The sequence below is a fragment of the Calothrix sp. PCC 6303 genome (assembly GCF_000317435.1).
Lineage (GTDB): Bacteria > Cyanobacteriota > Cyanobacteriia > Cyanobacteriales > Nostocaceae > PCC-6303.
The window spans coordinates 934,115-949,247 of record NC_019751.1; the positions used below are offsets into that span (position 1 = coordinate 934,115).

General features: G+C 42.5%; 11 protein-coding genes and 2 tRNA genes. 5 read left to right on the forward strand and 8 right to left on the reverse strand.

Translation table 11 applies throughout. The annotated features are described in order from the left end of the window. The first annotated feature begins 138 nt into the window (after positions 1-138). Both psaA and psaB read left to right on the forward strand, forming a co-directional pair. Positions 139-2,397 (forward strand): photosystem I core protein PsaA, encoded by a 2,259-nt coding sequence (psaA, locus tag CAL6303_RS03845; RefSeq protein WP_015196515.1) that lies wholly within the window; start codon positions 139-141, stop codon positions 2,395-2,397. Positions 2,398-2,589: 192 nt separating this feature from the next. Beyond that, positions 2,590-4,821 (forward strand): photosystem I core protein PsaB, encoded by a 2,232-nt coding sequence (psaB, locus tag CAL6303_RS03850; RefSeq protein ID WP_015196516.1) that lies wholly within the window; start codon positions 2,590-2,592, stop codon positions 4,819-4,821. 127 nt (positions 4,822-4,948) lie between these two features. On the opposite strand, the gene CAL6303_RS03855 is transcribed toward psaB, so the two are convergent. From CAL6303_RS03855 to CAL6303_RS03890, 8 genes are all read right to left on the reverse strand, one after another. Beyond that, positions 4,949-6,670, reverse strand: coding sequence for an ankyrin repeat domain-containing protein (locus CAL6303_RS03855; RefSeq protein ID WP_238993770.1), 1,722 nt, complete (start codon positions 6,668-6,670; stop codon positions 4,949-4,951). 55 nt (positions 6,671-6,725) lie between these two features. Beyond that, positions 6,726-7,115, reverse strand: coding sequence for a hypothetical protein (locus CAL6303_RS03860; RefSeq protein ID WP_015196518.1), 390 nt, complete (start codon positions 7,113-7,115; stop codon positions 6,726-6,728). A gap of 373 nt (positions 7,116-7,488) precedes the next feature. Beyond that, positions 7,489-9,123, reverse strand: a complete 1,635-nt coding sequence (locus CAL6303_RS03865) for an alpha-D-glucose phosphate-specific phosphoglucomutase (RefSeq protein ID WP_015196519.1) — start codon at positions 9,121-9,123, stop codon at positions 7,489-7,491. 161 nt (positions 9,124-9,284) lie between these two features. Further along, on the reverse strand, positions 9,285-9,623 hold the full coding sequence (locus tag CAL6303_RS03870; RefSeq protein WP_015196520.1) for a DUF760 domain-containing protein: 339 nt from the start codon (positions 9,621-9,623) through the stop codon (positions 9,285-9,287). A gap of 208 nt (positions 9,624-9,831) precedes the next feature. Next, positions 9,832-10,413 (reverse strand): DUF4126 domain-containing protein, encoded by a 582-nt coding sequence (locus CAL6303_RS03875; RefSeq protein WP_015196521.1) that lies wholly within the window; start codon positions 10,411-10,413, stop codon positions 9,832-9,834. A 238-nt stretch (positions 10,414-10,651) separates the two neighbouring features. Continuing rightward, positions 10,652-10,963: a hypothetical protein gene (locus tag CAL6303_RS03880; RefSeq protein ID WP_015196522.1), complete on the reverse strand. Its 312-nt coding sequence runs from the start codon at positions 10,961-10,963 to the stop codon at positions 10,652-10,654. A 107-nt stretch (positions 10,964-11,070) separates the two neighbouring features. After that, on the reverse strand, positions 11,071-12,036 hold the full coding sequence (locus tag CAL6303_RS03885; RefSeq protein ID WP_015196523.1) for a chlorophyll a/b-binding light-harvesting protein: 966 nt from the start codon (positions 12,034-12,036) through the stop codon (positions 11,071-11,073). 166 nt (positions 12,037-12,202) lie between these two features. Next, the gene (locus CAL6303_RS03890; RefSeq protein ID WP_015196524.1) at positions 12,203-13,249 is read right to left on the reverse strand and encodes a chlorophyll a/b binding light-harvesting protein; all 1,047 of its coding nucleotides are present in this window, start codon (positions 13,247-13,249) and stop codon (positions 12,203-12,205) included. 413 nt (positions 13,250-13,662) lie between these two features. On the opposite strand from CAL6303_RS03890, the gene CAL6303_RS03895 reads away from it, so the two are divergent. The 3 genes from CAL6303_RS03895 (at position 13,663) to CAL6303_RS03905 (ending at position 15,128) form a co-directional block, all read left to right on the forward strand. Further along, positions 13,663-13,743, forward strand: a tRNA-Tyr gene (locus tag CAL6303_RS03895). Between the two features lie 20 nt (positions 13,744-13,763). Next, a tRNA-Thr gene (locus tag CAL6303_RS03900) sits at positions 13,764-13,835 on the forward strand. A gap of 75 nt (positions 13,836-13,910) precedes the next feature. Beyond that, positions 13,911-15,128: a DUF790 family protein gene (locus CAL6303_RS03905; protein WP_015196525.1), complete on the forward strand. Its 1,218-nt coding sequence runs from the start codon at positions 13,911-13,913 to the stop codon at positions 15,126-15,128. Positions 15,129-15,133: the final 5 nt, after the last annotated feature.

A 15,133-nucleotide genomic window follows, 5' to 3' on the forward strand; every position in this document is an offset into this window, starting at 1 on the left:
GGGGGGATGACTTTATAATTCAACTGTAAAGCACTTTCCACACATAAGCTTTTTGTGATGCCTACAGTCAATGTAGGTGGACATAACTTATATGTGGCGTTGATAAATTCCTCAATCCCTTTTAAGAGAGGAGGTCGAATGACAATTAGTCCTCCGGAGCGAGAGGAGAAGAAAGCAAGAGTAATCGTTGATAACGACCCAGTGCCAACCTCATTTGAAAGATGGGGAAAACCTGGTCACTTCGACAGAACCCTTGCTAAGGGACCAAAAACCACCACATGGATTTGGAACCTTCACGCCCTCGCCCATGATTTTGATACACATACAAGCGATTTAGAAGACATATCCCGCAAAATCTTCGCCGCCCACTTCGGACATCTAGCCGTTGTGACCCTGTGGCTGAGTGGGATGATTTTCCACGGAGCGAAGTTTTCCAACTACGAAGCTTGGTTAACAGACCCATTAAATGTAAAACCCAGCGCCCAAGTTGTTTGGCCCATCGTGGGACAAGGCATCTTAAATGGTGACGTTGGCGGCGGCTTCCACGGTATTCAAATCACGTCTGGACTATTCCAGGTTTGGCGTGGTTGGGGTATCACCAATTCCTTCCAACTATATGTAACCGCGATTGGCGGCTTGGTATTAGCAGGCTTATTCCTATTTGCAGGCTGGTTCCACTACCACAAACGCGCTCCCAAGTTGGAATGGTTCCAAAACGCGGAATCCATGCTCAATCACCACTTGGCAGTATTGCTAGGTTGTGGTTCCTTGGGTTGGACAGGACACTTGATCCATGTTTCCAATCCTACCAATAAGTTATTGGATGCAGGTGTAGCGTTGAAAGACGTACCACTTCCCCATGAGTTCATCCTGAACAAAGACTTATTGACAGAGCTTTATCCAAGTTTTGTGAACGGTTTAACCCCCTTCTTTACATTGAATTGGGGTACATACTCCGATTTCTTAACCTTCAAAGGTGGTTTGAACCCAGTAACTGGTGGTCTGTGGATGACTGACATAGCTCACCACCATTTAGCGATCGCAGTTCTGTTTATTGTTGCTGGACACATGTACCGTACCAATTGGGGTATCGGTCACAGCCTCAAAGAAATCCTTGAGAACCACAAAGGACCTTTCACCGGAGAAGGTCACAAAGGTCTTTACGAAGTTCTCACCACTTCTTGGCACGCCCAGCTAGCAATTAACCTAGCAATGATGGGATCACTAAGCATCATCGTCGCGCAACACATGTACGCGATGCCTCCTTATCCCTACTTGGCAACCGACTACGCAACCCAACTGTGTATCTTCACCCATCACATGTGGATTGGCGGTTTCCTAATCGTTGGCGGTGCAGCACATGGTGCCATCTTCATGGTGCGGGATTACGACCCCGTAGTGAACCAAAACAACTTGTTGGATCGGGTGCTTCGTCACCGTGATGCAATTATCTCTCACCTTAACTGGGTGTCGATGTTCCTAGGCTTCCACAGCTTCGGACTCTATATCCACAACGACACAATGCGCGCATTAGGTCGTCCTCAAGATATGTTCTCGGATAGCGCAATTCAATTGCAGCCTGTGTTTGCACAGTGGGTACAAAGTCTCCATACCGTTGCACCTGGTAACACAGCGCCAAATGCAATGAATGTTGTAAGCCATGCTTTCGGTGGTGGTGTAGTTGCCGTTGGCGGCAAAGTTGCCATGATGCCCATCGCTTTGGGTACCGCTGATTTCTTGGTTCACCACATCCACGCATTTACTATTCACGTTACAGTCTTGATTTTGCTTAAAGGCGTACTTTTCGCCCGCAGCTCACGCCTCATCCCAGATAAGGCAAATTTAGGCTTCCGCTTCCCTTGCGATGGTCCAGGTCGTGGCGGTACATGTCAAGTATCCGGTTGGGATCACGTATTCCTCGGACTCTTCTGGATGTATAACTCCTTGTCAATCGTAATTTTCCACTTTAGCTGGAAAATGCAATCTGATGTATGGGGAACTGTAGACGCAGATGGTGTGGTGTCACATATCACTGGTGGTAACTTTGCCCAAAGTGCCATCACCATCAATGGTTGGTTGCGAGACTTCCTGTGGGCGCAAGCTTCACAAGTTATCAACTCCTACGGCAGTGCATTATCTGCCTATGGTTTGATGTTCTTGGGCGCACACTTTGTTTGGGCATTCAGCTTAATGTTCCTGTTTAGTGGTCGTGGCTACTGGCAAGAATTAATTGAGTCTATTGTTTGGGCACACAATAAACTGAAGGTAGCACCCGCTATCCAGCCACGGGCTTTAAGCATCACTCAAGGTCGTGCGGTTGGTGTTGCACACTATCTCCTAGGAGGCATCGCCACCACATGGGCGTTCTTCCACGCGCACATACTTTCGGTAGGCTAGCAGTCTTTAGTTTTAGATTGACGATTTTGTGGAAAGTGGGCGGTGAGCCAGTTGCAGTACACGGGTTTCCCGGTTGACAGTAAACTGGCAAGCCCTTAGGGGTAGCGGTTTTCGTTCCGTCCAGGTTCTCACAAATAAATTGAAAGTTTAGAATTAAATGGCGGCTAAAGGTTAGAGGATTTATCAAAACCAATGGCAACAAAATTTCCAAAATTTAGCCAGGATCTCGCACAAGACCCGACCACTCGGCGGATCTGGTATGCGATGGCTATGGGAAATGACTTTGAAAGCCATGATGGAATGACCGAAGAAAATCTTTACCAAAAGATTTTTGCAACTCACTTTGGTCACTTGGCGATCATTTTCCTATGGGCATCCAGCCTCCTGTTTCACGTAGCTTGGCAAGGCAACTTTGAGCAGTGGATTAAAGATCCATTGCACATCCGTCCCATCGCTCATGCGATTTGGGATCCTCACTTCGGTAAACCAGCAATTGAAGCTTTCACCCAAGCTGGTGCTAGCAATCCTGTAAATATCGCTTACTCCGGTGTCTACCACTGGTGGTACACCATCGGGATGCGGACAAACAATGACCTCTACACAGGTTCTATCGGTTTGTTGCTCCTATCAGCGGTGTTGCTATTTGCAGGCTGGTTACATTTGCAACCTAAGTTCCGCCCCAGCCTTTCTTGGTTCAAAAATGCAGAACCCCGCTTAAATCACCACTTAGCAGGTTTGTTCGGTGTTAGTTCCTTGGCTTGGACTGGTCACTTAGTACACGTTGCTATTCCCGAATCTCGTGGACAACACGTAGGCTGGGACAACTTCTTAACCACCCTTCCCCACCCCGAAGGTCTAACCCCCTTCTTTACAGGTAACTGGGGCGCGTATGCAACTAACCCTGATACTGCTGGGCACCTATTTGGTACTTCCACAGGTTCAGGTACCGCGATTCTCACCTTCTTGGGCGGTTTCCACCCCCAAACTGAATCGCTGTGGTTGACTGACATGGCTCACCACCATTTAGCGATCGCAGTCATCTTCATCATCGCTGGACACATGTACCGGACAAACTTTGGAATTGGACACAGCATCAAAGAAATGCTGAACTCCAAATCTGGTTTGGTTCCAGGTTCTAAGAGTGAAGGTCAGTTCAACTTGCCTCACCAAGGGTTGTATGACACAATCAACAACTCGCTGCACTTCCAACTATCTTTGGCTCTCGCATCCTTGGGAACCATTTGCTCTTTGGTAGCACAGCACATGTACGCGATGCCTCCTTATGCATTTATTGCTAAGGACTACACCACAATGGCAGCGTTGTACACTCACCACCAATACATTGCTGTATTTTTGATGACTGGCGCATTTGCCCACGCCGCCATCTTCTGGGTTCGTGACTACGACCCCGAGCAAAACAAAGGCAACGTACTTGACCGCGTACTTAAGCACAAAGAAGCGATCATCTCCCACTTAAGCTGGGTATCTCTCTTCTTAGGTTTCCACACCCTAGGCTTGTACGTTCACAACGACGTAGTTGTAGCTTTTGGTACTCCTGAAAAGCAAATATTAATTGAGCCAGTATTTGCTCAATTCATCCAAGCTGCTCACGGTAAAGTACTTTACGGCTTAGAAACCTTGCTATCTAACCCCGACAGCATTGCTTACACAGCTTACCCTAACTACGGTGATGTGTGGCTACCTGGCTGGTTGGATGCAATCAACAACACCACCAATTCGTTGTTCTTGACCATTGGTCCTGGCGACTTCTTGGTACACCACGCGTTTGCATTGGCAATTCACACCACCACCTTAGTACTTGTTAAAGGTGCTTTGGATGCTCGTGGTTCTAAGTTAATGCCAGACAAAAAAGACTTCGGCTACGCATTCCCTTGCGATGGTCCAGGTCGTGGCGGTACTTGTGATATCTCCGCTTGGGACTCCTTCTACCTCGCTTTATTCTGGTCGTTAAACACTGTCGGTTGGGTAACATTCTACTGGCATTGGAAACACCTGGGTATTTGGCAAGGTAACGTTGCTCAATTTAACGAATCTTCCACTTACTTAATGGGCTGGTTCCGAGATTATCTCTGGGCGAACTCCGCACAGTTAATCAATGGTTACAACCCATACGGCATGAACAACCTCTCTGTTTGGGCTTGGATGTTCCTCTTCGGACACCTAGTTTGGGCAACTGGTTTCATGTTCCTGATCTCTTGGCGTGGTTATTGGCAAGAGTTGATCGAAACCCTAGTTTGGGCACACGAACGTACTCCCCTTGCTAACTTAATTCGTTGGAAAGACAAGCCAGTTGCGCTTTCCATCGTTCAAGCTCGTTTGGTTGGTTTAGCTCACTTTGCTGTGGGTTACGTCCTCACCTATGCAGCATTCCTAATTGCTTCCACGGCTGGTAAGTTTGGTTAACTTCAATTACTAGTTGTTTAGGTAAAAAATCCCCCAACCTTGAGGAAAATCTCGGTTGGGGGATTTTTTTGAATTAAGTAATTTAAGAGACTTCCAGAAAAATAAATGTCCAATTATGGGGTGAACATTATTTTTTCGGTGCGGAAACATTTAATGCCATTTTAACCCGTGCAAAAAGCTGGGGCAGATATGTATAAAATCGCCCATACCGTAGGGACATCGCATCAATGCTACAGCTACCACAGTGTTCTCCTGGCGGGGGAATTGCAACCGACTCTACAAGTGCATCCGCAACACCAGCCCAGGGTAAGTGTCCCGCAGCAGCTTGCAGTGAATAATTAAGTTCCGATTCATTCAGCCAGTCACTACTAATAAAATCATTTTCGGTACGGGGAGCTTTGAGTTTCCAACCGACGCGATCGCGAAAAGCATTGACTGCCCTTTCGGAATTTTTCGGATGAGCTTTGACTGCTTGTTGCCAAATCTTGGCTTGGACACTAAATCCAAATCGTCCACCACTAGCCTTTAACCAAGCTCGATCAATCTCTTGAATTAAATTTAGAGGTATTTTCGCAGCGTTGGGTCCGTAGGGGTCTTTTTGAGGGGATAGGAGACGACGGGTTTCTTGATCAGCAGCCTTCCAGTTTTTGGCATTGAGTAACTGTTGGAGTTTTACGGTTGCTTTGGTTGTAGTTGTTCCACTACCAGGGGATTTTTTCGTGGCAATATGGCGCTCCAACAAATTAATAATTTGGGTTTTATTTAGTTGTCGAGCTAAGTCTAAAGCGGTTTTCCCTTGCTTATCTTTCAGGTCAAACCTGGCATTTTTACTGAGAAATAGTGTGACTAATTCTGATCCAAAAAAACTTTGTTCTTCCAATACTGCTTGGTGCAGAGGTGTTCTGCCTAAGTTATCTTGAACATTTAAATCTGCCTTAGCTGCCACCAGTTGTTGAGCCACTTCCAGATTGACATCATGCAAAGGGGTTCTACCTTGAGCATCCCGCAGGTTAACTTGGGCTTTTCGAGCTAGCAGCAATTTCACCAGAGCGGGTTGGAAACGATGAACGTGGAGTGGTGTTTGTCCCTGACGATTGCGTAGATTCACATTTACTCCCCGATCGAGCAATAGTTTTAACACTGCTGGTTCCAGAGAGTTAGAGTGAATCACAGCCCCATCACGATTTTGGATCGTGAGGTTTGCCCCTGCTTGGATGAGTTTTTTGGCAACTTCTAGGTTCGATGCTCGGTAGTGCAGTGGTGTCCAGTTTTGATTGCTACGGGCATTTATATCCGCACCACTGCGAATCAATAGCTCGGTAATATCTGCTTTTCCAGCAAAATGTAGGGGTGTCATTTGCTCCTGATCTCTAGCATTAACTTCAGCACCCTGATTAATTAAAAGTTTGATGACAGCAGCAGTTTTTTGACCAAAAACATTGTGCAGTGGGGTACTACCATTTTGGTTGCGGACATTCACTTTTGCCCCTCTATTTAGCAGCAATTGGGCATTTTTTGTTGATGCTCCTAAATAATGCAGGGGAGTATCTCCCTTACCATCCTTTGCATTCACATTCACCCCAGTTTGAATTAAACGTTGAGCCAATACTTCGTTGGTAGATAGCAAAAAGTTGAGAGGTAGCCACTTTTCACCAAACATATCGCAGGGTTGATTCAAATCCCCACCTTTAGCCATCGCCTGTTCTAATGCTGCATATAAATCGGGACTATTCCCCATATCCCCAAAAGGACTAAATTTCTCCGATAATGTTTGGCAAAAAGGAGAAATCGAGTTTTTTTTAGGTGTCTGAGATTCAGCAGTACGTTGCATGATAACCACTGTAGCCACAGTAGTTAGGGAAATTAGAAAAATTTTCTGGAAGAGAGAAAGAGATAATTTGTAGTTAAATTTTGCCACTATCTATGATTTCCTTATTTCCTCTAAAAAAATTAGTAATTATTAGTGCAGCTATCCCCCAAACTCCAATTGTGCTGAAGATAGAAAACGTAAATCTGAGATTATCAAAAGATTCGATGCGACTTTCTATAATCTCTCCATTTTTATAATAGTTTTTGGCGAATGCATATTCAAAAATGCCATATTTATGATTATATGGAACGTTTATATCTGCACCTTCAGTTATCCCAATTAATGTCTGTGGCTCTGTGTAGGGAAATTTCCCTAATAAAATATAAGTTGATACTATCGAAGTTATAATCACAGTTGCTTTTAGCTTCTTACCCATACAAAGTATTAATAGAACAAAGCGAATTACATAACGAATAAGACTCATAGTTTAATAATTTAGTTGCCGACTTATACATATTTGCCATCGCAATCTGGTTTTATGGCTAACCCCCCCCTTCCTAAGCTACGGTGTATACACAAGTCGGTAAATCCCTCACTCCGCCTGGTATTGAAAATCCCAGTCTCACAGCACAAGTCCATTAAAATGGACTAAAAACCAAAAATATTCGGTCATCTTGTAGATGACTTTAGCTATTAGACAGGGAGCAGCGCGCTTCGCGTCTACCCCCCGTTGTAGCGACTGCGGTGGGTTTAAACCGTTGGCGGGCGTGGGATTATAGAAAATCTAGGGAATTCAATACTTGTGTGTACACCGTAGCCTTGCGAAGGGGAAACTGCGCGATCGCGTGGCTGGTGAATTAGGTAATTACGGTAGGTCTATCCATACCTGTATTAGTTTTAATCTGAGCAATTTCTTCCGCAATCCCAATCAAATCAGCCAACGCTGTTTGAGTTTCAATATCCTGCTTACTTACATCCGCTTCATAACTTTCTAGGTAAACCCGCAAGGTTGCACCCTGTGTTCCTGTACCCGAAAGCCGCATGACAATGCGCGAACCATCCACAAAACCGATGCGAATCCCCTGATTATTACTCACGCTGTGATCGATGGGGTCGGTGTAGCTAAAATCATCACAGTAAGCAACTTCATAATTACCAAACTTTTTGCCCTTCAGACTTGGCATTGCTGATTGTACAAGCTGAACTAGGGTATTTGCCCGCTCTGAATCTACACCTTCATAGTCATGACGAGAGTAGTAATTACGACCATATATTTGCCAGTGTTCCCGAACGATTTGCTCCACCGATTGCTGACGTACTGCCACAATATTCAACCAGAATAATACTGCCCACAATCCATCTTTTTCGCGGATATGATTAGAACCTGTACCGAAGCTTTCTTCACCGCACAATGTAGCTTTTCCAGCATCTAAGAGATTACCAAAGAACTTCCAACCTGTAGGAGTTTCGTAACAATCAATACCCATAGCAGCCGCAACACGGTCAGCAGCTTGGCTGGTGGGCATGGAACGGGCAATTCCGGCAATTCCCCCGGCATAACCCGGTACTAACTTGGCATTTGCAGCCAAAATTGCAATGCTATCACTGGGAGTAACAAAGAAATTATTCCCTAGAATCATATTGCGATCGCCATCGCCGTCAGATGCCGCCCCAAAGTCAGGTGCAAATTTACTAAACAGTATTTCTACTAGGTCGTGCGCGTATACTAAATTTGGATCTGGATGTCCACCACCGAAATCTTCCAGGGGAACTCCATTTTTCACAGTTCCCGCACCAGCACCCAACCGCTGCTCAAAAATTGCCTGAGCATAGGGTCCTGTAACAGCGTGCATTGAGTCTATACACATCCGGAAGTTGCCCGAAGTTAAAAGTTGTTGTAATTTGTCAAAATCGAACAACGACTCCATTAACTCTTGGTAATCATGTACCGAGTCGATGACCTCCACAACCATCTCATCTAATTGAGATTCACCCAGTTTGTCTAAATTAATGTCATTTGCTTCAATAGTTTTATAGCTATCAATCACCTTACTGCGGTCAAAAATAGCTTCCGTGATTTTTTCTGGTGCGGGTCCACCATTTTCGGTGTTGTATTTAATCCCAAAATCACCATTCACTCCACCAGGATTATGACTAGCAGAAAGAATAATACCGCCAAAGGTGTTGTATTTACGGATGATACAGGAAGTAGCAGGCGTGGATAAAATGCCGCGATGACCTACTTTTACACGGGCAAAGCCATTTGCTGCCGCCATTCGCAAAATAATTTGAATGGCTTGACGGTTGTAATAGCGACCATCACCACCGAGGGCTAAAGTTTTCCCTTGGCAATCACCAATAGTATCAAAAATCGATTGAACGAAATTTTCGAGATAATTCGGCTTTTGAAAAGCAGTTACGGATTTACGCAACCCAGAAGTACCCGGTTTTTGGTCAGTAAAAGGAGTAGTGGGAATAGTACGGATGTTCATATTATCTGTGATATTTTCAGTTAGTCACATTAACGCATTTAGCATTCATAATATGATTTTCCGTTGTTGTGTCTCCAAATAACCGCCAACACCCAAAGTATTTTATGAGGGAATTAGGTATGATGCGATCGCTAAAAACTTCCAACCCCTATTTTGATGTCTTATTCCTGTTCTCCACCCGTTCCCAATTCTTGAAAAATATGATCTAACTCCATTCGTTGTTCCGCATTCCGGAGAAAATAACCATCAATCATCACCGAACCCAACAGCATCCCCAACTCATCATGACTTGTAACGATTTGCGAGTCAGAACTATCATCAGATATATGATCTAATATGGTGGCAACGGTTAAATTAATAGTTTCCACTACATCAGTTGAACTGGGTTTATTTAATTGCTTTACCGTTTGGGGATGCAGCGATCTGATGTACTGCCAAAAGGAATTTTCATCAATGGTAGGTTTAGAATCATCAAAACCACCATGGGAAAGATTACTCATAAATATTTTCTACTTTCCTAATTATGTAGCTGACAAATCTAATCTATCAGGAAAGCCATTTCAATTCTGCCTGTGAAACCGAACAAAAAAATGCGGTTCTCGCAACCACTGAGTTTTAACTAATTGCTGCTTAGATGCTTTTCATCTGTAGATATGAATCCAAAATTTCCCTATATTTGCTATTTTTTCGGTAGATACACCCTAATTCCTAATTTCTATCTTCCGCAATCTTTCTCCACTTCCTACTTTTAAATTGATCTTTTTTGTACCAGTCATACCAATATTTACTGCTACGAATTGCCAGCCACAGCAATAGCAAAGCAATTAAACCACCTTGGTAAGGGGCATCATAAGCAAACATGACTAAAACAATGCACAAAAAATCCTGAATAAAAACAACCCAAAGTGGTAAACCACGTAACCTAAAAAACCAACCAACCTGCACTAACTGAAGTAAAAAAGCAAAGCTACCACCAACCATCGCTACCAACCATTCTGGAGTTGCCGTCGCTTTGGCAAAAATTAATCCCATAATTGCCCCGACAACAGGACTTAGAATTAATTCAACGACCTGTAGCACCCTTTGTCCGATCATTTGTTTGGATGCAAATAGTTCCACCAATGACCAACTACTTAAGAAAAATAGCAGTATTGGTGACGAGAATTTGGATAAAATGGGCATCTGCGACCACAAATTATTTCCTTGAAACAATCCAATTACAAGCATTGGTAGGGCTATTCTCATACCCACCGCTGCCGAAGCCGAAAGTACAGCAAGCAGTTCTATCATGGCGAATTCATATGTAAATATCTTTTGGGCAACTGAGGTATTTATTTAGAAACTACCCAATTTGCAGATAATTGATACCAACTTTAGCCATAATTTACATAAAAATTACCTAAAATAGGAATATTTATTTTATCTGTGCATATCTAAACCTGATTCTAGCTATCAAGCGATCGCAATCTCCTGTAGCGTAAGGAAACCCAATAAAACTAACCGAGAAAACCTATAAATCTTCAGCCCTTCAACCAAAGTACATTGGGTTTTTCGTCATCAAAGTCTTGAAAATATTTTTACCGGAAGTTTTTTTACATGGACAAACAGGACTCGTTGCCTCAAAATCTCGGCATCCTATTGCCTCTTCGGTACAAGCTTTTATTGGATGAACCGGACATTTAAGTCGGTAATCGTTTGTAAAAAAATCACAACCAGAACAAGGGATATTATGCATAATTTGAGCATGTGTTGTTCCCTTGTTCCATAATTTAATCAGACTGACAACAGCTAAAATAGTCATGCTCCAAGCACAAGCAGCACAAAATAATTGAGCTAACATTACTAATCCTCAAAACTAATACAAAAGATTTTTAAGAAAAATGCCCGCAGATATTTTTCAACCGCAGGCATGACAAGCTACAAGGCTAAAGGTAGAGGTAAATCAAATTAAACGTTGACTTGTCGAGAACGCCAAGAATGCCAGCAATATCCCACAAGTGCTAACAAACCGAGGAAGAACTGAATATTCGTACCAAGTAAACGTTCAACACCATAAAACTCTATGGGGAAAACTGTTGTATTAGAGCTAAAAAAAGTAGATGAGATCAAAGCCATTAAAGATAAACCTAATAGGCTATAGCTTAAAATCTCTTCACCATTTTTGATGGGTAAAAATGCTCTAATAATTCCAAACGGAGGTATAAGAATATGCCATATACCTCCAAGTATTAGCATTCCCGCAATCCAGATGTGACCACCAATCACATCTTCCAGATTATCAACACTCGCCATCCCTAAGAGCGTCCATTGACTATCTTTCAATCCAACTAAATATCCAAAAATTCTACTAGGTTCCACTGTTGGATTAGTGATCAGACGTACAGCAGCACTGTGCGTATCATATATTCCGCCAAAAAACATCGCCTTGGCAACTAATAGCAATGCACCCAAACCTAAAATAATCAAATGATGTCCTAAAATCAACCCCAATTGTTTTGGATCATCCCACTCATAGTGAAATCTTCTAACTATTCCATTACCGCTACATAAAACACTTGGACTCCGAAACACATGGAACAATCCACCCGCAGCTAACACAGCTGAAGCCACTAGATGCAACATACCAATCACGAAATAGGGGTATGTATCAATCACTTCGCCATTATTACCAACACCCCAACCTAATGTTGCCAAGTGAGGTAATAAAGTGAAGCCTTGTTCATATATTGGAACATTGGGAATATAGTTTAAGACTTCAGAAACCGTCGTTATTCCCGCCCAAAACATAATTAAACCAGCATGGGCAACATGAGCGCCTAATAATTGCCCTGATAAATTTGTAAGTCGAGCATTTCCCACTAACCAGGGAAAATTTGTATTTGCTGCAAATGTTCTATCTGTAGAAATTGCCACTGTTCAATGTCCTTATGAGTCCACAATCGTAATTGCTGGATTTGTCAAATAAGTGAGTAAAACTAGTAGTCTACTAAGCTCAGAGTGTAAGGTTTGTAATTGCACTTAACCAATCTATGAGGGCTAAAGCTCAACTACAAACCATACAAGCCATTCGTCTATAAGGTTATGAGGTTGTTTCGGCCTCTGCTTCCACACTATTGAGCGCTCTTTCAACCCGTTTAAAATCAAAACCAATAGCTCGAAGAGCGTGCCACAGATGACCTTGAAGGAAGAAAAATGCTAGGAAAAACTGAGTATTAGCTAACCATGCCCGCGATGTATGTCCACCATTTGCCAACTGAATAGTATCGGCAAAATATGGTGAAACTCCCAATTTGACTTCCAATACTTGACCATAAAATTCCACTGGATAAGCCAAGGTATTGACTGCACAGAAATATGAAGCAACAAATCCAGCTAGAGCAATTCCGCCCAATGAATAGGACAGAATAGCTTCACCAGAGAAGATTAATACTTTCTTTGCCCAAGGAAGTGGTGGTGTAATGATGTGCCAAACTCCACCAGCAATCAATAACACACCCACATAGATATGACCACCAACTAAATCTTCTAGATTGTTGACAGTAGCAAAATGGGTTTGATAGCCGTAGATGACAAAGGGATTCAGTGTCGGACTGTTGACAAGACGCACAGCATGAATTGTGGCATCATAGATTCCTCCCCAAAACATGGCTTTTCCCACTAACAATAATGCTCCTGCACCAAGGAAAAGTAAGTGGTGTCCGAGAATAAAACCAAGTTTTTTTGGATCATTCCATTCAAAGTGAAACTTTGCAGCTCGTCCTTTGATATCTTTCAAATTCGCAGGAGCTTTAAATGTGTGGAACAAAGCACCTGCACCTAAAACACCTGATGAAATCAGATGCAGGATCCCAATGACAAAGAATGGATAGGTATCTAGAACTTGACCTCCATCACCAATGCCAAATCCTAATGTTGCTAGGTGCGGTAGCAGAATTAATCCCTGCTCTCCCATGGGGATTTCGGGATTGTAGCGGGAGATTTCAAATAGTGTAAATGCTCCTGCCCACAGAGTTGTTAAAGCTGCTTGGGCAACATGAGCGCCAATAAATAAACCTGAGAGGTTGGCAAAACGTGAGTTTCCAGCCCACCAACCATACTTAACTCTGGGATTGTCATATGTTTGCATTGGTAAGTCTTTTCTCCTTATTGCAATAAATAATCATCTGATATCTAGGGCTAAATACTGGAAATGGTAAGTGCTTTTAGGATATAAACATTGCGTAACTCAACTAAAATTTAGTTTTGCAATATAAAATCGGGCAAATCTTGATTAATCAAGATTTGCACCTGTAAAAGTACTTACTATTTACGATCAAGGAAATCGTAAACGCCACAATTTTTTAGGAACTTGAAATTTATTACTAATTATTTTCAAGTTGAAATTAGTCTATTGATAATTACTCTTAATAAGCAAGAGTATTAACAATACTTAACATATACATGGCAGATCTCCGTTTTTTCAGAGCCGAGATATTTATTTTCTAAACCCCTTGCGTTTTTTTATATTTGTGATAGGATTATTAATCGTGGACAACAAATGGGTCGATGGCCGAGTGGTTAATGGCGGCAGACTGTAAATCTGCTGGGAGACCTACGCTGGTTCAAATCCAGCTCGGCCCACTTCCACGATTTTTAAATATGCCCGTGTGGCTCAGTGGTAGAGCACACCCTTGGTAAGGGTGAGGTCACGAGTTCAATCCTCGTCACGGGCTTTGATGATTTAGTCATAGATTAGGGCTTTCTTTGTAGTTTCAGGTAGTCTTTATTAAACACCTGGTTCTTTACCCATGCTGCCAACTGATTTATTGATTCACCGTCAAAATGGTGAGCAGATAATTCCTAAACGTCTCAGTATTGAGGCAAAAACCTTAGAATTAGCAGCAGAATTAATTAGCTGTTTTCAAGAAACTGTCTCCCAAACCCAGGGAGATTTAGAAAAGAAACTTTCAGATTTAGAAGGTGAAAGCACTGACTATAAAATAAAACGGGGTTTAGCCTATATCCTCAAAAGCAGCTTTTGTACTTTTGAGGTTGTTAGTCCTATTGAACCAGAATTTTTACGAGAAAGAGTATTTGCCTTAGCTGCAAACTCCCCATCTAACCGAGAAACTACTCAATTTACTTTAAAAAGGGTTGCTGACGAATTAAGTAAGGAATTAGAAAAAGAAGTATTAATCGAACAAGTTAAACATGGACTATATGCAGATTTATCAGAAAATAAAATTCTGATGGTGTTCGATACACCAACACCTGAAGCTTTAGTTCATAGATATAATTTATCCCAAGTTCAGGGAGTTTTTTACAAAGCCAGTAAATTAATTTTAAATGCTCACCGTAACGTTCCTGGAGAATATAAGTTACTATTTCGTTACTTAAAATTATTCCAATTGATGGCATATATCGAAGGTGATGCCGATCATGGGTTTACAATTACCATTGATGGTCCAGTTAGTTTATTCAATCCTAGTACTCGGTATGGTTTAGCGATCGCTAAATTAATTCCAGCCTTACTGCACGTTACCAAATGGAGTTTAGCAGCAACTTTGCAGGTGCGGGATGTTTTCAGCGGGACTTGGAAAACTGGACGCTTTGCCCTCAATTCTGCCGATTGTAGCCTAGTTACTCACTATCCACCCGGTAAACCCTATGATAGTATGCTGGAAGCATCTTTTGCTGATAAGTGGGATGCTCTCAAAAGTGATTGGATATTAGAGAGGGAAGTTGATTTAGTTCCCATTCCTGGTAGTGTGATGATTCCGGATTTTCGCCTCGTACATCCAGATGGAAGAACCTATCTATTAGAAATAGTAGGTTATTGGCGACCTGAATATTTACAAAAGAAATTTTCCCAAGTTAGAAGGGCAGAATGTAGTAATTTAATTCTGGCAATTTCCGAAAGATTGAACTTGGATAAAGCGGGAGTAAAAATCCAAGATGTTCCTGCTAAAGTTGTCTGGTTCAAAGATAAATTACTTCCCAAAACTGTATTAGCAGTGATGGATTAGTGGAT

Excerpts from the sequence above, each read along its gene's own strand:
- CAL6303_RS03870 (WP_015196520.1), bottom strand. The coding sequence starts at position 9,623 with ATGAGTAATCTTTCCCATGGTGGTTTTGATGATTCTAAACCTACCATT.
- CAL6303_RS03890 (WP_015196524.1), bottom strand. The coding sequence starts at position 13,249 with ATGCAAACATATGACAATCCCAGAGTTAAGTATGGTTGGTGGGCTGGA.
- CAL6303_RS03860 (WP_015196518.1), bottom strand. The coding sequence starts at position 7,115 with ATGAGTCTTATTCGTTATGTAATTCGCTTTGTTCTATTAATACTTTGT.
- CAL6303_RS03905 (WP_015196525.1), top strand. The coding sequence starts at position 13,911 with ATGCTGCCAACTGATTTATTGATTCACCGTCAAAATGGTGAGCAGATA.
- psaA (WP_015196515.1), top strand. The coding sequence starts at position 139 with ATGACAATTAGTCCTCCGGAGCGAGAGGAGAAGAAAGCAAGAGTAATC.
- CAL6303_RS03875 (WP_015196521.1), bottom strand. The coding sequence starts at position 10,413 with ATGATAGAACTGCTTGCTGTACTTTCGGCTTCGGCAGCGGTGGGTATG.
- CAL6303_RS03865 (WP_015196519.1), bottom strand. The coding sequence starts at position 9,123 with ATGAACATCCGTACTATTCCCACTACTCCTTTTACTGACCAAAAACCG.
- CAL6303_RS03880 (WP_015196522.1), bottom strand. The coding sequence starts at position 10,963 with ATGTTAGCTCAATTATTTTGTGCTGCTTGTGCTTGGAGCATGACTATT.
- psaB (WP_015196516.1), top strand. The coding sequence starts at position 2,590 with ATGGCAACAAAATTTCCAAAATTTAGCCAGGATCTCGCACAAGACCCG.